We start from the raw sequence: 18,554 nt of genomic DNA, 5'->3' as shown, positions 1-18,554 counted from the left end.
ACGCTCGAATGGGTTGCGTCGTTCAACCGCCATCGCCCGCCTGGACCCATCGGGCATTACTCTTGCCGGCCTCGAGCCTGCCCGCCAAACTCCTCCCACAGCGCCTGCGTATGCTCGCCCAGCGCGGGCACGGCGCCCATGGCGGCTTCGGCATCCGATAGCGTGGCCGGGGGCAGCAGGGCCTGGATGCAGCCGGCGGGCGTGGCGACTTCGCGCCAGCGTTGGCGCGCCTGCAGCTGGGGATGGTTCCAGACCGCGTGCATGTCGTTGAGCGGCGCGTTGGCGATGCCGCCTGCATCCAGGCGCTGCATGGCCTGTTCGCGGCTCAGGTGGGCCAGCACCGATGCGATCACCGCATCGAGTTCCGCACGGTGCGCCACGCGCTGCAGGTTGGTGGCAAAGCGCGCGTCCTGCGCCAGCGCGGGCTGCTGCAGCACATGGGTGCAGAAGCTGTGCCATTCGCGGTCGTTCTGCAGGCCGAAGATCAGGCTCCGGCCATCACCGGCCGTGTACTGGCCATAGGGCGCGATGGAAGGATGGGTCAGCCCGCTGCGCGCAGGCGCCGCACCGCCGTAGCGGGCGAAGTTCAGCGGGTAGGACATCCATTCGGCCAGCGCCTCCAGCATGGACACCTCCACGCGCAGGCCCCGGCCGGTGCGGGCGCGCTGCAGCAGGGCGGACAAAATGCCCGAGTAGGCATACATGCCGGCCGCGATGTCGGCGATGGAAATGCCCACGCGCGCGGGCTGGTCGGGCGTGCCCGTGACCGAGATCAGGCCGGCTGCCGCCTGGATCAGCAGGTCGTAGGCCTTTTTGTCGCTCAGCGGGCCGCCTTCGCCATAGCCCGATATATCGCAGACGATGAGACGCGGATATTTCTCATGCAGGCTGTCTAAATCCATGCCCATTCTCTGCATGGCACCCGGTGCCAGGTTCTGGATCAGGATATCGGCCTTTTCCAGTATTTTCCCGACGATATGCTGCCCCTCGGCGGTCTTGATATCCGCAGCCAGGCTCTGCTTTCCCCGATTGGCCCAGACAAAAAAGGATGATTCACCATGGACCTTGTCGTCATAGCCCCGTGCAAAATCCCCATCGGGCAATCGCTCCAGCTTGATGACCCTGGCACCCAGGTCCGCCAGTTGCCGGCTGGCAAAAGGCCCTGCCACGGCGTGTTCCATGGCCAATACCGTCAAACCATCCAATGGGCGTGTCTGCATTTTCTTGAACGAGGCGAATATTCGATTCGCCGCATTCTAGAAGTGCGACCATCACCCAGCCAGTCGGCATTTTCTAAGCGGAATTTCAAATCTTCTAAGGCAGGGATTCCTGCACGGCGCCTTCCTCGGGCAAAGGCTGGGCCGCCACATAGGCCACGAAATCGCGGGCATAGGCGGGCAGGGTTTCGGGTTCGCGCGTGACCACCTTCTGCTCGCGCTGCGCCCAGGCCTCGTCCAGGCCCACGGCAGCCAGCCTGCGCGCCTGCAGCGCCGGCCGGGCAATGGAGCGTGGCACCAGCGCAATGCCCACGCCTTCCTGCACGCACTGCAGCACGGCCTCGAACGTAGGTGCGTGCACACGTACCCTGGGATTCATGCCCAGCCTGGACGCCATGCCTTGGAGGTAGAGGAAGTTGCTGGTCTTGCGGCCGATCGAGACCAGATCGTAGGTCAGCGCGGTTTCCAGCGGCACCCTGCTGCTGGCGGCCAAGGGGTGGCCAGCGGGCACCACAAACACCAGTTCATCGTGGCCATAGGTGATGGCATGCAGGCCGTGCAGATCGATCTGGCCGGCCACCAGGCCCACATCGGCACTGCCGTCGAGCACGGCGCGCACCGTGTCTTCGCTCAGGCGCTCCTCCAGGTCCACATTGACGTTCGGATAATGGGCCAGATAGCGGCTGAGCACGGGCGCGATTCCCGTCAGCGTGCTGCTGTTGGCAAAGACGCGGATATGTCCCGATATTCCGTTGATGTGTCTTTGCATTTCTCCGTGCAAGCGGTCCACGCTGCCGAAAATGGAATCGGCGTATTTCTTGACCGTCATTCCCGCCGGGGTCAGCACCATGCCTTTGGACGTTCTTTCAAACAACGATGCACCCATGGCCTGCTCCAGATTCTTGAGCCGGTAGCTGGCCGATGGCGCCGTCAAATGCATTTCAGCCGCGCCTGCGCTGAGGCTTTTGGCCTGGGCAATGGCAAGGAAAACCCTGAGATCCGTCAATTCATATCGCATCCGTTGCATGCCCGCCGGGAGCATTTCCTTGGTGTTAGACGGTTTCTAACCGCCCTATCAATGATTCGACTGGCTGCATTGGCCGTGCATTTCTATAGTCGGCGCCAGGAGACAACGGAGAAAATTATGGACTTCAAGACGGCAAGACGCCAAACCCTTCTCACCGCCCTGCTTCTGGCCGCCGGCGCGGCCGCAGCGCAGGACTATCCTGCGCGCCCCATCAAGCTGGTGATTCCCTATGCGGCAGGCGGCCCCACCGACACCTTCGGCCGCGCCATGGCCGATGTCTGGAGCCAGAAGCTGGGCACGCCCGTGGTGATCGAGAACCGCACGGGTGCCGGCACCCTGGTCGGCACGGAGGCGGTTGCCAAGGCAGCCCCTGACGGCTACACCCTGCTGCTGACCACGGTGGCGCATGCCGTCAATCCCTACATCCATGACAAGCTGGGCTACCGCACGGAGGAAGACTTCGCGCCCGTGGGATTGCTCGCCAGGGCGCCGCTGGTGCTGGTGGTGGACAAGCGGCTGCCCGTGCAGAGCCTGCCGGATTTCCTGGCCTATCTGCGGGCGCGGCCCGGCCAGGTCAGCTATGCCTCGGCGGGCGTGGGCAGCGCACCGCACCTGGGCGCGGAGCTGCTGAACCTGATGGCGGGCACCCGGGCCCAGCATGTGCCCTACCGGGGCAGTGCGCCGGCCATACAGGACCTCATCGGCGGGCACCTGGCCTTCATGCTGGACAGCGCTCCCACGGGCCTGGCCCAGGTCAAGGCGGGCACGGTGCGCCTGCTGGCCACCACCATGGCCCAGCGCCTGCCGCAGACGCCCGACACCCCGGCCATCGCCGAGCAGGTGCCCGGCTACGAGGCCTATACCTGGAACGCCGTGTTCGCCCCCGCAGGCACGCCGCCAGCACTGATCGCCCGCCTGCAGTCCAGCCTGCAGGCCACGGTGGACGATGCCGGTCTGCAGAAAAAGGCCTACGACATGGGCCTGGTGCTGGAAAAGCAGCCGCGCCCCCAGGCGCTGGCCGCCTTCCTCAAGCAGGAGCTGGACAAATGGGGCAAGGTCGCCCGCGCCGCCCACATGAGCGCGAACTGAGGAGAGTCGCCATGCCACGCCATCCATCCCTGTGCGCCCAGCGCTACTTTGAAGACTTCGCGCTGGGCGAGGTCTTCGCCCTGCCCTCGCGCACCATGACCGATGCCCTGTTCGCCGCCTTCCAGCTGGCCAGCGGAGACAACCATCCCGTGCACTACGACGTGGAGTACTGCCGTGCGCGCGGCATGCCCCACATGCTGGCCCACGGCTACCAGGTGGCCATACAGACGGCGGCAGGCGCCGGCCTGTTCCCGCACATGGTCGAGGAATCGCTCAAGGGCTTTCTGGAGCAGGGCAGCCGCTTCCTGGCCCCCGTCCATGTGGGCGACACGCTGTACTGCACGCTGACGGTGTCCGAGCTCAAGCCCGGCAACACCACGGGCGTGCTGACCCTGGCCACCGAGGTGCTGAACCAGCGCGACGAGCGGGTGTCCGACGGGTTTCAGAAATACCTGTTGAGGAAGCGGCCGGCCTGAAGGCCAGGGGATGGATGCAGGGGCAGCGTCCCCCAAAGACCCGCCCCCTCGCTTGGCTACGCCGGCGCGGCAACCGCCGCCGGGCTTTCTGGCGAAAAATAGCGGCCCTGCACACGCCCATCCCCCACCATGAGATCCCCCATCAGCATCGTCGACGTCGACCGCCTCGACTCCTGGAGCAAATACAAGCCCGGCATGTGCGACAGCTGTGCGGCCAACTGCTGCACCATGCCGCTGGAGGTGCAGCTGCCCGATCTGGTGCGGCTGGAACTGGTGGATCCGTTCGAGGTGGACAACGTGGAGCCCAAGCTCATCGCCAAGCGGCTGATGAAGATGCGGCTGATCGACCACTACAACCCCAAGCACAACATCTTCACCATGGCGCGGCGCGCCAGCGGGGACTGCAATTTCCTGGATGCCAAATCGCGGCGCTGCACGGTCTACGACAAGCGGCCCGAAACCTGTCGCCTGCACCCCAAGAAGGGGCCCAAGCCCGGCTTTTGCGCCTACGGTCACAAGGACCGCTGAAACGGCTTCAGGCCGTGGGCAACCCGGGCAGCCAGATCCTTGCCTGCAGGCCCGGATGCATGTTCTCGAAGCCCAGCTTGCCGCCGTGCAGCTGCACGATGGCCAGCACGCTGGCCAGGCCCAGGCCATAGCCTTCGCGGTCCGATTCGGCGCGGTAAAAGCGGGTGCTCATCTTCTCGCGCGTCTGCGCGTCCACGCCGGGGCCGCGGTCCTGCACGATGATTTCCACGCCCCAGGCGCCGCCGTCCATGCCGTGCTCGTGGGCCACGCCCGCGCGCAGCAGCATGTCGGCGCCATGGTCGCTGTCGGGCAGTGATCCGTACTTGATGGCGTTGTCCACGAGGTTGGCCACGGCGCTGGCCAGCAGGTCGCCGTCGCCCAGCGCCATGGGCGTGCCCTCGACCTCCAGGCGCAGCACGCCGCCTGCGTCCTCGACCAGCGGTTCGTAGAACTCCACCACGTCGACCAGCAGGGCACGCAGGTCCACGGGCGCGAAGTTCTTGCGGCTGGCACCGCTTTCCACTTCGGCAATCTGCAGCAGCTTGTCGAAGACCACGCCCAGTTCGGCCACTTCCTGGGCCACCAGTGCCAGCGTCTCGTTCTTTTCCTCGGGCGTGGCCTGCTGGGCATTGCGCAGGCGCAGCAGGATGCGCGTCAGCGGCGTGCGCAGGTTGTGGGCGATGGTGTTGGAGACATGGCGTATGCCGTCCATCAACAGCTCCAGCCGGTCCAGCATGGTGTTGATGTCGCGGTTGAGCAGCGTGAACTCATCGTCGCGGCGCGTGACCGGAATGCGCTGGCGCAGGTCGCCCGTGGCCACGCGCGCCATGGTGCTGCGGATGTCGGCGGCACGCTCTTCCACCACGCGCCGGAAGGCCCCGGCGCCCAGCACGGCCATGCCCAGGGCCACCAGGCCGGCCAGCAGGCTGGCGCGGCCGAACAGCTCCTCCACATCGCTTTGCACCTGCATGTCGCTGCCCACGGCCAGCAGCTTGCCGTCGGACAGCTGGGCCACGGCCACGCGGCCGGCGATGATCTTGCCATTGCGCCGCACCTTGAGGTCGCGCACGCCCATCTCGGTGAGCCGGCGCGCCGGCACCACGTCGGCATTGCCGATGATGGGGTTGCCCTCGCCATCCATGAGGATGAGGATTTCGGTATCGGTGTTGACGCCGTCCAGCAGGGTCTGCTGGATCTCGGCTTCCAGCGCGGGCTCGCCGTACTTGTCGCGGTGCTCGACCAGGCGGCGCATGTGGTTCTCGGCCTGCCGGTCCATGCGCATGCGCAGCACGCCCACGGTCTGCACGTAGAACACCGACAGCACGATGGACATGGTCAGCACCAGCAGCACGCCGTAGGTCAGCGCCAGCCGGAAGGCCGTGGAGCTCCAGGGCTTGGCCAGCGACATCGGGTCAGGCCACCTGCGGCAGGTCCTGCGGCCGGTCCGACAGGCTGTAGCCCACGCCGCGCACGGTGTGGATCAGCGCAGGCTCGAAGCCCTTGTCCACCTTGCCGCGCAGGCGGCTGATGTGCACGTCGATGACATTGGTCTGCGGGTCGAACCGGTAGTCCCACACCGACTCCAGCAGCATGGTGCGCGTGACGATCTGGTGCGCATGCTGCATCAGAAAGGCCAGCAGGCGGAACTCGCGCGGCTGCAGCGCCAGCGGCTGGCCTGCGCGCTCGGCGCTGCGCGTGAGCAGGTTCAGCCGCAGGTCGGCCAGGCGCATCTCGCGCGCAGGGGCCGGGATCTGGGCGCGGCGCACCAGGGCCTCCAGGCGCGCCGAGAGTTCGGAGAAGGCAAAGGGCTTGGTCAGGTAGTCGTCGCAGCCGGCCTTGAGGCCGCGCACGCGCTCGTCCGTGGCCGACAGGGCGCTGAGCACCAGCACCGGGGTCTGCTTGCCCATGGAGCGCAGCGTCTGCAGGATCTGCAGGCCGTCGAAGCCGTTGGGCAGCATGCGGTCGAGGATGATCACGTCCCAGCTCTCGCCCACGGCCATGGCGATGCCCTGCACACCATCGCTGCACACCGCCACCTGCGCGCCCTGCTGGCGCAGGCCTTCGGCGATGTAGCGCGCGTTCAGCGCGTCGTCTTCGATGATGAGATAGCGGTACATGCGGGCGGCAGGGCCTGACTCGAAACTGAGGCAGACACTATACGGCGCGCCAGACTCCGCCGAGATCGGTGGGGGTGCCGGCATGTTTACCACCTCTTTTCAGCCTTGGGCTGCGCTGCGCGGCATCGCACCGCATGAAACTGGCGTGATCCGGACCAGGCACACCGCGGGGTGCCACCCAGGGTCCGACCGCCCCTCCCGCACAGCAGGAGGGGAAGGGCGTCAAGCGCCTCAGGGCGCTGCCCACATCGGCAGATCGCCGCTGGCCACGCGCACCTGCCACTCGGCCAACATCATTTCCTTGACCAGGTCCAGGTGCTCCAGGCGGTGCTCGTTGATGGAGCCCAGCGAATCGATCAGCTCCAGGATGGAGCCCTGGCCCAGCTTGTAGGCGTCCTGGGCCATCTGGTTGAGCGGCGCGATCTGGGCCAGGCCCTGCTTTTCGTAGGCGCGCACGGCATCGCGGCGCAGCTTGAGCTGCTTGATGGCGCGCTGCAGCTCGGTACGCGCCTCGATCAGCGCGGCGTCGTAGCGCAGCTGGGCCTGTTCGGCCTCCACCTGGGCACGCGCGATGGGACCTTCGCGGCGGTCGAACAGCGGCAGCTCCACCGACACGCCGATCTGGTTGTAGTTGCCGTCAAGGCGGTTGCGCACGCGCGCCACGCTCACGCTGGGCGTGGGCAGGGCTTCGCGGCGTTCCAGCTCGACCTTGTGGCGCAACTGGTCCAGCTCGGCCTGGGCGGCCACCAGGGCCGGCAGGCGCTGGCGCGCAGCCTCCCAAAGCTCCTGCTCGTGCAGCAGCTGGCCCACGGGCACGGCCTGCAGGCTGCCCGTGGCGCGCGGCGCCCATTGGGGCAGGGCGGCCAGGGCGGCGGCGTGCGAGGCGGCGTCCTGCCAGTCCGACTGGGCCTGGCTGACCTGCATGGCCATCTGGGCCTGCTGCAGGCTCAGGCGGGCGCCGTCATAGCGGCTGCGCGCACCGGCCTCGATCTGGCCGCGCACGATATTGCCTGCGCCGTTCAGCGACTCCTGCGCCTCTTCCCAGACCTTCAGGCGCTGCTGCGTCATCAGCAGGTCGATGAAGGCCGTGGCTGCATCGTTGAGCGTGGTGGCCACGGCCACCTCGACATTGGCACGCGCCGCCGTCTCGCCCTTGCGCGCGTTCTCCATGCGCAAACGCCGCTGGCCGAAGATGGGCAGCGGCTGCTCGATGCCCCACTGCTTCTCGCCCGGCTTGCTGCTGTACGACGCCGTGGGATTGGGAAACGCCGCCGCCGTGCGGCTGTCCGCCTGCGCAATCCCGATCTGCAGCCGCTGCGCCGCCAGCTGGGGCTGGTTGCGCACCACCATCTGCAGATACTCCTGCATCCCCACCGGCTGCTGCGGCGCAGCCGCCGGAGCTACCTCGGAGGCAGGCGCCGCAGTGATGGCCGGCACAGCGGGCACAGCCTGCTGCGCAAGCGCAGAACCCGCCCCGCAGCACAGCGCCACAGCCACAAACAGGGCCCAATAAGGTGAACGACCCACAAAACCGGCACGGCCCAAATCAGAGACGCCAAGCAAGAGCCGCCTCGCGGCGATGGCGTCGTCCCCCTCCCGCGAAGCGAGAGAGGGGGAAGCGGCGCAGCCGCTCAGGGGGTGCTTACTCTTTTTCATCGAGTTCTTCCTGCGTCAACATGTTCTTGGGGCCCAGCAGCGCATAGAGCACGGGCAGCAGCACCAGGGCCACCAGGGGCAGCACCACCATGCCGCCCACGATCACGGAGGCGAAGGGCTTTTGCGTCTCGCTGCCCACGCCCGTGGACAGCGCCATGGGCAGCAGGCCCAGCAACGCCAGCAGCGCCACGAGCACGATGGAGCGCATGCGTTCTGCAGCGCCCTCGACCAGGGCCTGCATCATGGGCATGCCCTGCCGTCGCAATTCCTCCACGGCCGAGATCACCAGCAGGCCGGCCAGCGCCACCTGTCCCAGCAGCGCGATGAAGCCGATGGCCGCGCTGATGGACAGCTCGATGCCCGCAAAGTGCAGGGCCGCGATGCCGCCCACCATGGTGAAGGGCGCGCACAGCAAGATGATGCCGGCGCTGCGCGCCTGGCCCAGCGCGCCGAACAGCAGGGCGTAGACGATGATCAGCGACAGCGGCACCACGATCTTCAGGCGTGCGGCCGCGCGCTGCTGGTTCTCCCACTCGCCGCCCCAGACGGCCTGGTAGCCCTCGGGGATCTTCACGTTCTTCTTGAACGTGGCCAGCGTGTCCTTGACCACGGAGCCGATGTCGCGGCCTTCCACGTTGAACTTGAGCGCCATGTAGCGCGCATTGCCTTCGCGGAAGATGGAGGAGTTGCCGATCTTGATGGCCACCTGGCCCACCGAATGCAGCGGCACCGAGCCTCCGTTGGGCAGGGGGATGGCGATGTTGCGGATGCGCTCCTCGTCCATGCGGTCCACATAGGGCAGGCGCACGCGCACGGGCACGGGGTACTCGCCCTCCCAGAGCGTGGTGGAGATGTTGCCGGCCAGCGCCGCCTCCAGCGTCTTTTGCGCGGTCTCCATGGCAATGCCCTGGCGCGCCAGCGACTGGCGGTCGAACTCCACGTGGACCTGGGGTGCAGGCGCATCGCGGTACAGGCCCAGGTCGACCACGCCATCGATGTCCTTCACCAGGTCCACGGTCTGCTGCAGGATGGAGCGCAGCTGCGGAATGTCGGGGCCGAAGACCTTGAGCACCACCTGGCCGCGCGCGCCGGACGTCGATTCCTCGACGCTGTCGCGGATGGGCTGGGCGAAGTTGAACGACACGCCCGGAATCTCGCTCAGCGTGGCGCGCATCTGCTCGATGAGCTGGGGCTTGGTCAGGCCCTTGCGCCACTCGCCGTGGCCCTTCAGGCGAACCAGCACCTTGGCCAGGTTCAGCGTCTCGTTGTCGGTGCCGGACTCGGGCCGGCCCTGCTCGGTGGTGACGGTGATCACCTCGGGGAAGGTCTTCAGGCGCAGGCGCACGTCGCGCAGCACTTCCTGGCCCTTTTCCAGCGAGATCGATGCCGGCATCTGCACCAGCACGTAGGCATCGCCTTCATCGAGCTCGGGCAGGAATTCCGTGCCCAGCCAGGCGGCCGACAGGCCGGCCGCCACCAGGATGGCCAGCGAGGCGACGACGATCATGGCGCGGCGGCGGCCTGCGTCCAGCACCTTGGCAATCCAGTGCTGGTAGCCGTGGTGAGCGCGGTCGAAGATCTTGGGCTCTTCCACCATCACGTGCTGGGGCTTGAGGAACAGCGCGCACAGTGCCGGCACCAGGCCCATGGCGAAGACCAGGGCGCCCAGCAGCGCGAAGCTGTAGGTCATGGCCAGCGGACGGAAGATGCGGCCCTCGATGCTTTCGAGCGAGAACACGGGGATCAGCGCCGCGATCACGATGGCCATGGCGAACAGCGTGGGCTTGGCCACGGCCACGGCCGAGTCGATGATGATGTGGCGCATGTCCGCCTGCGTCTGCGGCTTGCGCAGGCGGGCGTTGCGGATGATGTTCTCGGCCAGCACCACGGCACCGTCCACCATGATGCCGAAGTCGATGGCGCCCATGGAGATCAGGTTGGCCGGCATGCCCAGCAGGTGCAGGCCGATGAAGGCCACCAGCAGCGACAGCGGGATCACCGTGGCCACGATCAGCGAGCCGCGCAGGCTGCGCAGGAACAGCCACAGCACGCCCACGATCAGCGTGGCGCCGAACAGCAGGTTGTGCTGCACCGTGCCCAGCGTGTGGCCGACCAGGTCGGAGCGGTCGTAGTTGGTCTCCATGTGCATGCCCTCGGGCAGGCCGCCGTCATTGAGCGCGGCCACCTTGGCATGGATCTGGTCCAGCACCACCGAGGGGTTCTCGCCGCGCTTGAGCAGCACGATGCCCTGGACCACGTCGTCGGCATCGTCCATGCCCACCGAGCCCTGGCGCGGCGTGTGCGACTGCACCACGCGCGCCACGTCGCCGATGGTCACGGGCGCGCTGCCGCGCATGGCCACGACCACGCCCTGGATCTCCTGCGGCGTGCGCAGCAGGCCGATGCCGCGGATGATCAGCGACTGCTCGCCCCGGCGCATCAGGCCGCCGCCCACGTTGCGGTTGGACTTGGACAGGGCATCGCTCACGTCTTCCAGCGACAGGCCCAGCGCATACAGCTTCTCGGGATCCACCTCGACGTGGTACTCCTTGACGAAGCCGCCGATGCTGACCACGTCGGCCACGCCCTGCACCTGCTTGAGGGTGCGCACCACGCGCCATTCCTGCTCGGTGCGCAGCTGCGCCAGCGTGTGGCGGTCGCTCTTCAGGCGGTAGTAGAAGATCTTGCCCAGCGGCGTGTAGTCGGGCGCCATCTCGGGCGTGACGCCATCGGGCAGATTGGCCTGGGGCAGGCGCTGCGACACCTCGGCGCGCGCATGGAAGCTGTCGGCATCGTCATTGAAGACGAGGTTGATCATGGCCAGACCGAAGTAGCTCTCCGAGCGCAGCGACACCAGGCCCGGCGTGCCATTGAGCTCGCGCTCCAGCGGCTGGGTGATCTGGCGCTCCACCTCCTCGGGGGCCAGGCCCGGCGCCTGGGCAATCACGCCGACCTGCACATTGGTCACATCGGGATAGGCCTCGATGGCCGTGTGCAGGTATGAGTACACGCCATAGATGGCGATGATCAGGGTGGCACACAAGGCGACGAGCCGCCGGTGCACCACAAACGCTATCAGGGAACGCAGCATTGATGAGTCTCCTGGCCGCGATCAGAGCAGCTGGCTGGCTGCGCCGTCGAGCAGCAGGCCACCGCGCACGACGATCTTTTCACCCGACTTCAGGCCCGACACCACGGGCACCATGCCGCGCGAGGGCCGGCCCAGCACCACGGTGCGGGCCTCGAACTGCTGCTCGCCGGTCTGCACGAAGACGATGCTGCGGCTTTCATCCTTGATGAGCACGGCCGTCACGGGGATCAGCATCTCGTGCTCGTTGGAGACCTGCAGGCCCACGCGCGCCTGCATGCCGGAACGCAGCACGGGGTTTTGCGCATCGAGCTGCACGATGACGGAGGCGCGGCGCGACTCCTTGTCCAGCGTGGCGCCCAGGTGGCGCACCGTGCCGGTCAGGGGCTTGGGCAACTGCGGCACATCGACCTGCACGGCACTGCCCAGGCGGATGCCGGGCAGATCGCTTTCAAAGACATCGGCCACCACGTTCATGGCGGCGGGATCGCCGATCAGGAACAGCTCGCCGCTGGGCTCGACCGAGGCGCCGACCACGGCCTTGCGCTCGGCCACCACGCCGGCGCGCGGCGCACGCAGCACCAGCCGGTCGCCGCCACCTTGCCCCAGCAGCGCCGACGTGCCCTGGGCACGTGCCAGCTCCTGGGCCGACTCGCGCAGCTTGGCCTGGGCCGCACGCAGATCCACTTCCACGCCCACGCCCTTGTCCACCATGGTCTGCTGGCGCCGCACTTCCACGGTTGCCACGTCATGCGCGCTGCGGGCAGCTTCCACCTCGTAGCGCACGCGCAGCGCCTCGGGGCTGACCAGGGTGGCCAGCTCGTCGCCGGCCTTGACGATGTCACCCACGTGGGCACGCACCGACACCACGCGCGCGGCCAGCGGCACCGAGACGGTGGCCACGCGGTCCTCGGCAAAGGCCACGCGTGCGGGCGCCCAGGCCATTTGCGTGCCCTGCGGATCGGCCACCACGGCGATGTCCAGCATCTTCAGCGACTCGGGCTTGACCCGCACCACGCCGGCCGGCGCGGGCGCCTGCACGGCAGGTTCGTTCTGTGCCGATGCCTTGGATGCATCGCAGCCCGCCACAAGGCAGGCCACGGCGATGACAGCGCATGCCGATGCCGCCGGAAACCGGGCTGCCTTGGGCAGGCCCGCAAATGTCTTGATCATTCTTGCCCCTTCAATCCATGCCTGGAGCGCAGGGACTGCAGCGAGCCGACCCTTGTCTCCTGAGATGAAACAGATGCTAGAAAACGCATCTTCCTGCGTGCGTGAAGCCTTCATTACCGTTTGGTAAGACATTCGCGTACCTGGGCCGGCGCCCGGGGCCGATCCCTGGCAGGGATCGCCTGCGCTTTTTCGAGATCCAGCGCGATCCGCTGTGCCGCCGCTGACCTGCCGCCTGGCGATGGACCAAGGCCAGGCCACGGCGGCCACAGACCTGTGGATATCCCGGGGAAAAGCACCATCCGCAAAGCCAAAGATCTGCACAGGCCCTGTTTTCCACAGTGGTGACAACTTCCACCATCTTCTGGAAATCACGGGGAACCTGAATCCATGAAAAACCCTTTGCAAATCAACGGTGAATGGCGACAATCACCCAATCAATCCACAAGCATGCCAACAACATGCACACAGGATTGATCACAGGCCGAACGCCCTGGCCGCTGTGGGCAAGACTGTGGATACGGCCACGCGCATGGCCATCAACGGCCATGGGAACAATCCAGGAACAGCCGGTGGACAGATGTCCATCCCGGTGACCGATACCCACCTGTGCACACATGCGATTGGCGGGTTCAGTGATCCATATGACGGGCAGCTTGTAGGCTGTACGGCATACGAAAAACGCGCTTTGTGCGCTGTATTTCATAAGATTTCGCATCTTATTTAATACATATCACTGTACGAATCTTTATAAACAGATGGACCAAGATGATCCATTTGGTCAAAACACGCCGAAATGCATGAAAAAAAATGGGCTGATCAGGCCCTGAAATCCTTTGATGACGTGGTCGGGGCCATCCCAGGGTTCCGAAATCGTGAGGGGCAGCGAAAAATGGCGGCCCAGATCGCGCAGACCTTCAGCCAGGCCCAGCTGGGAAAAATCGATGAGGGCGCACCGGAGCCCACCCGGTCCATTGCCGTGGTGCAGGCCGGAACAGGGGTGGGCAAATCGCTGGCGTACAGCATTCCCGCCATTTCGATGGCGCTGTCGCGCGGCACCCGGGTGCTGATTTCCACGGCCACCGTCGCCCTGCAGGAACAGCTGGTGAACAAGGATCTGCCCGCGCTGGCCCAGCAGCTGGAGCAGCCCTTCAAATTCGCGCTGGCCAAGGGGCGGGGCCGCTTTGTCTGCAAGCTCAAGCTGGAGCGGCTGGCCAGCACCGGCGAGGCCCAGGACGAGGATCTGGACGATCTGTTCGCCGAAGAAAAGGCGCAGGCCCAAAGCCGCGTGGCACGCCCGGCCCAGGAGCTGGAGGCGCGCATGCAGTTCTACAAAAGCATGGCCAACGCGCTGGCGTCCCAGGCCTGGGACGGCGACCGCGACTCTCTGGAGACCCCGCCCGAGGCCGAGGCCTGGAGCCCCGTGGCGGCCGAATCCTCGTCCTGCACTGGCAAGCACTGCCCGGCCTTCAGCAACTGCGTCTATTACGAGCGCCGCAAGGACCTGGTGGCCGCCCAGGTCATCGTGGCCAACCACGATCTGCTGCTGTCCTCCCTGGGCGCGCGGCTGCTGCCCGAGCTGGACAACTGCCTGCTGGTGCTGGACGAAGCCCACCATCTGCCCGCCACGGCGCTGGGCCAATTCGCTGGCGAGATGGACCTGAGCCGCCTGGGCTGGATAGACAAGCTGACCAGCCGCGCCCTGCGCGTGAATACCCTGGTCGAAGTGGAGGAACTGGCCGACCTGCCCAGCCATGCCAGCCAGCTGCGCCAGCAGCTGCAGGAACTGGCGCGCCTGGTGATGGAGCTGTACGGCGATACGCTCAAGTCACAAAAGGACAGCTGGGGGCCGGCGCGGGTGCGCGCACCGCGCGGCATGCTGCCCGAGCCCCTGCTGGAGCCTCTGGGCAAGGCGGCCCACCATGCCAACAGCTTTCTGGATGCACTGCGCGCCATCTCCAAGGCACTGCGCGCCGCCATCAAGGACAATCCAGAGGAAGCACGCAGGCTATCTACAGCTTATGCACAGGTTGGAGCACTGGCTCCCCGCCTGGAATCCGTCTATGACACGGCCCAGCTGCTGATGCAGCAGCCAGCGCAGGATGACGACAGTAGCCGCGTTCCCAATGCCAAATGGTTCACGTTGGAGACAGATGGCGAGTACATCGTGGTCAAGGCCCATGCCAGCCCCATCCTGCCCGGTGCCACGCTGCGCCACCACCTGTGGTCCCAGGTGCGCGGTGCCGTGCTCACGTCGGCCACCCTGACCAGCTGTGGACAATTCGACTTCTTTTTGCGCGAGGCCGGCCTGCACGACGATGCGGCCGTGACCACGCTGGAAGTGCCCAGCCCCTTCGACTACGCGCGCCAGGGCACCCTGGTGGCGCGCGAGACCGTGGCCGACCCCAAGGAGGCCGCCCGCTTCACCCAGGAGATGGTGGACGCGCTGCTGGGCGACCTGTCCCACGTGCAGGCCGGCGCCCTGGTGCTGTTCACCTCGCGCGAGCAGATGCGCCTAGCGGTCGATGCGCTGTCCACCGCCATGCGCTCGCAGGTGCTGGTGCAGACGGCCATGCCCCGCGCCCTGCTGCTGGCCCGCCACCGCGATGCCGTGGAGATGGGCGAGCCGTCCATCATCTTCGGCATGCAGTCCTTCGGCGAGGGCCTGGACCTGCCGGGCGCGCTGTGCGAGTCCCTGTTCATCACCAAGCTGCCCTTTGCCCCGCCCGATGACCCCGTGGGCGAGGCCCGGGCCGAATGGCTGCGCAGCAGCGGCCGCAACCCCTTCAATGAGCTGGTGGTGCCGGCCACGGCGATCCGCCTGGCCCAGTGGGTGGGCCGCGCCATACGCACCGAGGAAGACCAGGCCCATGTGTATTGCTATGACCGGCGCCTGGTGAACACCAGCTATGGCCAGCAGCTGCTCAAAGGCCTGCCGCCCTTTGCCTTGCAGCGCCGCCCGGCACGCTGAGCCGGCCCCTGTGGAAAGCATGCGAAAAACAGGCAGCGCCCTGTCGCCACTGCATTCCTTTGCATACGCAAGTCATTGATCACGGCTGATTTTTTCAGTCCGCGAGCTTGCCGATTGCCCACAGGCTACTTGCACACAGCCTGTGGGCAACCGTATTTCCCGGCTGCCGCATCTCCCTGCATGCCTGTGTAGCACGGTCCCGGATCCCGCTGGATACAGCTGGATCTCGCAGACCGTGCCTGCTCCCCGAGCCGGCCGTACCCGCCAACAGACCCCGCCAACAGGCCTGCAGAACGCCCAGGACGCGCCTGCGCGTGCAACCCAGGGCCTGACAGCTGCCAAGCCCCCACGGTCCTCTGCAAGCCGCTGAAGCGCTCGGGCTGATTCACGTCCTCTTGCCCTGGTGCGCCAGCAGCCATCACTTTTCGTGATTGCTCTTGCCTGGACTGGATCGGCTGCTCCTGATCTGGATGCGCCGTCCTCTTGCAGGCCGGCAACAAGGGGTTGAATTTTTTTGAATGACCACCCACTGCCTCTGGCGCAACCGCTTGCGTCCGCCTGGCAGGCCGCGTTTTCCTGAAATCTTCCACGTCCAGTGCACAGCCCGTTGTGGAAAAAGGCCGTTCCACAGCGTTTCTGCGAGGCCGCGAGGAAGTCTTGTCTTCGTGCGTCTTCGTGCATACGGCCATGGCGCGCGAACCGATCCGGAATTTTTTTTGAAAACAGGCGCGCCAATTTCGCTGGAGCAGTCCCTCGTCTGGACATGCCCAAGCTCCAGACAACCTGGCTCGCCTGTTTTTTTTGAAAAGCCGTTCGGCCTTCGCTTCCCGCGTGACTTCGCCTTCGGTTGTCCTTTGATCTTCTTATAAAGAATAGTCGTAGTAGTAGAGGCATGGCATCTCTGTGGATAACTCACTATTCCTCAAAAAAAACAATGTCTTGCCCGATTGAAAAACATGTGATCAAAGCCCTGTTCCCGGTGTCTCCCGAACGGGGATAGTTTGCCTGTCTCGATCTTTTCTGTGGATAACTGTTGATTTGGTCTTCATCTATCCACAGTTTTGTGCGAGGTGCATTTTTTCCGTTATTGCACTTCAAGTTATTGATCTATAAGGATTTTTCAGTTTATCCATGTGAAAAGAAGGCTTGCCAGACATGGATGAGCACATGGTCTGGCAGTGCTGTGACCTGTTGACAGGCCGTTTTTCCTGACGGACCGGCTGCCTTTTTTTATCCAGAACGGTCTTGCCGCTGTGAAAAACCGTCCTTGGCTGTTATTCCTATCTCTCTTATTTTTTAATTAGTAGTAGTAGTAAGTGAAGTGCTTAATTGTTGATAACTGAATTTGTCTTATAAAAATCAACAACTTAAGACACTTCAAACCCTGTGGTGGATGCTGCGTCGCTGCTGCACCCGTTTTGGGCACAACTTTCCATGGCGCATCCTCCTTGTGGATAAACAGGGATTTACGAGATTTTTATGCCCAGGTTTTTCCACAGGGCGGCTGCGGACAAAAAAAGACCACCTCGAAGGTGGTCTTGCCGGGATCCGCAACCGTGATCAGAAATGGTGGGCGTAGCGCAGCTGCAGGAAGTTTTCGCCGGGATTGGGTTTCTTGATGCCTGCGTTGGAATGGTGCTCCAGCCGCAGCACCAGCTCATGCTGGCCCTGGCTGCCAAACAGGTAGCCCACGCCGATATGGGTGGCGAAGTTGTAGCGCGTGGGGAATTCCTTCTCGTCCGTGACGTAGCGACGGTTCAGCGCCCAGCTCAGGCCCACGCCGGTTTCTGCAAACCACGGCGACTGCCCGTTGCTGGCGCGCCAGCGCACGGTGGGATTCACGCCGATGACCCAGGTGCCGCGATCGCGCCCCTCCAGCGGTGCCGACCAGCGGGCGCCCCAGACATCCCAGTAGCCGCTGAGCTGGCCGCCCCACAGCGCATGGCGCCAGTTGCGCCAGGGCACGGTGACGCCCACGGTCCAGCTGTCGGCACTGTGCTCGGCCGCGCCGTATTGCAGGTACATGGACGGGGAGGATTCCGGCGTGGACTGCGCCTGCGCCGCCAGGGGCAGGACGGCCGCTGCACCGGCCAGCAGCACGGCGGCAAAACTTCCGGGTCGTCCTGGTCGTTCTGGTCGTTCTGGTCGTCCTGATCGTTCTGGTGGATGTTTGTGCGCCGTTGCGTGGTTCTGGCGGCTGGATGGCGTCGTTTGAGTGTTTTTGGGGGCCATGATCTTCTCCGATGCAGCACACATTTCTGTGCCTGTTCCACTCTAGGCAGTCCGGGGAAATTCGGGGAGTCAGCAAAAAAGCCCTTGCGCTGTCGGTCGCCTGACAAGGCGTCCGTGCAAGGGCTGGCGCAAGCAATCCGGCTGCCCGCTGGGGGCGGGCAGGCCAGGTGGCTGCTTACTGGGCGGGTGCCGGGGCAGGGCGGGCCTGGCCGCTCTTGTGGTCATGGCGCGGGCCGTGGTCCATGCCGTGGTGGCCGGGGTGGCCCTTGTGCAGCGTGGCGGCATCGAAGGTCTTTTGCTGGCTGGCGTCCAGCTGGGCGTAGAAGGCCTTGGTGGCCTCGCCGCGGCGGTCGGCGTCGGCTGCGCGCTGGGCGCGCATTTCACGCATCTTGTCGATGCGCTGGGGCGTGGTCAGCTTGGCGAAGTCCTCGCGCTCCATGCGCTGGGGACGCTCGCCGGGCTTGAAGGTGGCCGCATAGGTGTTCCATGCGGTTTCCTGGGCCGGCGTGAGCTTGAGGTCGGCCTTGAGCTTGGCGATGCGCTGCTGCATGTGCTCCATGCGGTCGCCGTGCTTGTGCATGGAGCGATCTGGCTTGGGCGCTGTGGTGGTAGCGGCGGCGGCGGCGGGGGCTGCCGGCGCGGCGGTCTGGGCGTACGAGGGCAGGGCGAACGATGCCAGCAAGGCGGTGGCAGCGGCGGCGCTGGCGAGGGTGCGGCGGAAGGTGGTGGTCATTCCAAAATCCTTTCTGGAGAGGTGACTGAAGGCCGCCGTCAAGGCACTTGGCGAGCCCTGTGCAGCGGATGATTGAAGTGTGGTCGTTCGATGTATCGGGGCAGTGAGGTTTTGCGCACGGCTTGTAAAGAATTGACAAGCTTGTGCAGCGCCGTCCGGTGCCAGGCATGCACAATGACCGGGCGGGGCGCCAAGGCATGGCGCCCCTGCTGTTTTTTTCAGTTTTCTCCCTCTGGATGGAGGCGGCGCA

The 18,554-nt window shown here is 65.6% G+C and carries 13 protein-coding genes; 4 read left to right on the top strand and 9 right to left on the bottom strand.

Annotated features, from left to right (window positions below; translation table 11 throughout):
* Nucleotides 1–56: 56 nt before the first annotated feature.
* Complete coding sequence (locus A9976_RS09100; RefSeq protein WP_183018735.1) at nucleotides 57–1,220, bottom strand: CaiB/BaiF CoA-transferase family protein; 1,164 nt, start codon at nucleotides 1,218–1,220, stop codon at nucleotides 57–59.
* Between the two features lie 94 nt (nucleotides 1,221–1,314).
* Nucleotides 1,315–2,235, bottom strand: a complete 921-nt coding sequence (locus tag A9976_RS09095; RefSeq protein ID WP_026062803.1) for a LysR family transcriptional regulator — start codon at nucleotides 2,233–2,235, stop codon at nucleotides 1,315–1,317.
* A gap of 126 nt (nucleotides 2,236–2,361) precedes the next feature.
* Between A9976_RS09095 and A9976_RS09090 the strand changes: the two genes are divergently transcribed.
* The 3 genes from A9976_RS09090 to A9976_RS09080 all read left to right on the top strand — a co-directional run bounded on the left by A9976_RS09090 (nucleotide 2,362) and on the right by A9976_RS09080 (nucleotide 4,337).
* Nucleotides 2,362–3,333: a tripartite tricarboxylate transporter substrate binding protein gene (locus tag A9976_RS09090; RefSeq protein ID WP_016454189.1), complete on the top strand. Its 972-nt coding sequence runs from the start codon at nucleotides 2,362–2,364 to the stop codon at nucleotides 3,331–3,333.
* Between the two features lie 11 nt (nucleotides 3,334–3,344).
* Entirely contained in the window at nucleotides 3,345–3,809 is a 465-nt protein-coding gene (locus A9976_RS09085; RefSeq protein ID WP_016447265.1) for a MaoC family dehydratase, read from the top strand.
* A 129-nt stretch (nucleotides 3,810–3,938) separates the two neighbouring features.
* On the top strand, nucleotides 3,939–4,337 hold the full coding sequence (locus A9976_RS09080; protein WP_013799932.1) for a YkgJ family cysteine cluster protein: 399 nt from the start codon (nucleotides 3,939–3,941) through the stop codon (nucleotides 4,335–4,337).
* Between the two features lie 7 nt (nucleotides 4,338–4,344).
* Here the strand turns inward: A9976_RS09080 and A9976_RS09075 are convergent, their stop codons facing one another.
* The 5 genes from A9976_RS09075 to A9976_RS09055 all read right to left on the bottom strand — a co-directional run bounded on the left by A9976_RS09075 (nucleotide 4,345) and on the right by A9976_RS09055 (nucleotide 12,371).
* Nucleotides 4,345–5,745, bottom strand: a complete 1,401-nt coding sequence (locus A9976_RS09075; protein WP_183018734.1) for a HAMP domain-containing sensor histidine kinase — start codon at nucleotides 5,743–5,745, stop codon at nucleotides 4,345–4,347.
* A gap of 4 nt (nucleotides 5,746–5,749) precedes the next feature.
* Nucleotides 5,750–6,454, bottom strand: a complete 705-nt coding sequence (locus A9976_RS09070; RefSeq protein ID WP_017407046.1) for a response regulator transcription factor — start codon at nucleotides 6,452–6,454, stop codon at nucleotides 5,750–5,752.
* Nucleotides 6,455–6,685: 231 nt separating this feature from the next.
* Complete coding sequence (locus tag A9976_RS09065; RefSeq protein WP_232245679.1) at nucleotides 6,686–7,891, bottom strand: TolC family protein; 1,206 nt, start codon at nucleotides 7,889–7,891, stop codon at nucleotides 6,686–6,688.
* 205 nt (nucleotides 7,892–8,096) lie between these two features.
* Nucleotides 8,097–11,201 carry an efflux RND transporter permease subunit gene (locus tag A9976_RS09060; RefSeq protein WP_183018732.1) on the bottom strand — a complete coding sequence of 1,035 codons (3,105 nt, stop codon included), beginning with the start codon at nucleotides 11,199–11,201 and terminating at the stop codon, nucleotides 8,097–8,099.
* Nucleotides 11,202–11,222: 21 nt separating this feature from the next.
* On the bottom strand, nucleotides 11,223–12,371 hold the full coding sequence (locus A9976_RS09055; RefSeq protein WP_013799937.1) for an efflux RND transporter periplasmic adaptor subunit: 1,149 nt from the start codon (nucleotides 12,369–12,371) through the stop codon (nucleotides 11,223–11,225).
* 793 nt (nucleotides 12,372–13,164) lie between these two features.
* On the opposite strand from A9976_RS09055, the gene dinG reads away from it, so the two are divergent.
* A complete protein-coding gene (gene dinG, locus A9976_RS09050) occupies nucleotides 13,165–15,339 on the top strand; it encodes an ATP-dependent DNA helicase DinG (RefSeq protein ID WP_183018731.1) in 2,175 nt (724 codons plus the stop codon).
* A 1,560-nt stretch (nucleotides 15,340–16,899) separates the two neighbouring features.
* Here the strand turns inward: dinG and A9976_RS09045 are convergent.
* Nucleotides 16,900–17,571, bottom strand: coding sequence for an acyloxyacyl hydrolase (locus A9976_RS09045; protein WP_183018730.1), 672 nt, complete (start codon nucleotides 17,569–17,571; stop codon nucleotides 16,900–16,902).
* Nucleotides 17,572–17,746: 175 nt separating this feature from the next.
* Complete coding sequence (locus A9976_RS09040) at nucleotides 17,747–18,304, bottom strand: Spy/CpxP family protein refolding chaperone (protein ID WP_183018729.1); 558 nt, start codon at nucleotides 18,302–18,304, stop codon at nucleotides 17,747–17,749.
* Nucleotides 18,305–18,554: the final 250 nt, after the last annotated feature.

Origin of the sequence: Delftia sp. UME58, assembly GCF_014170385.1 — a bacterium.
GTDB classification, from domain to species: domain Bacteria; phylum Pseudomonadota; class Gammaproteobacteria; order Burkholderiales; family Burkholderiaceae_C; genus Comamonas; species Comamonas acidovorans.
The sequence above is the reverse complement of the archived record's forward strand: the minus strand, read 5'-3'. Positions and strand labels throughout refer to the sequence as shown.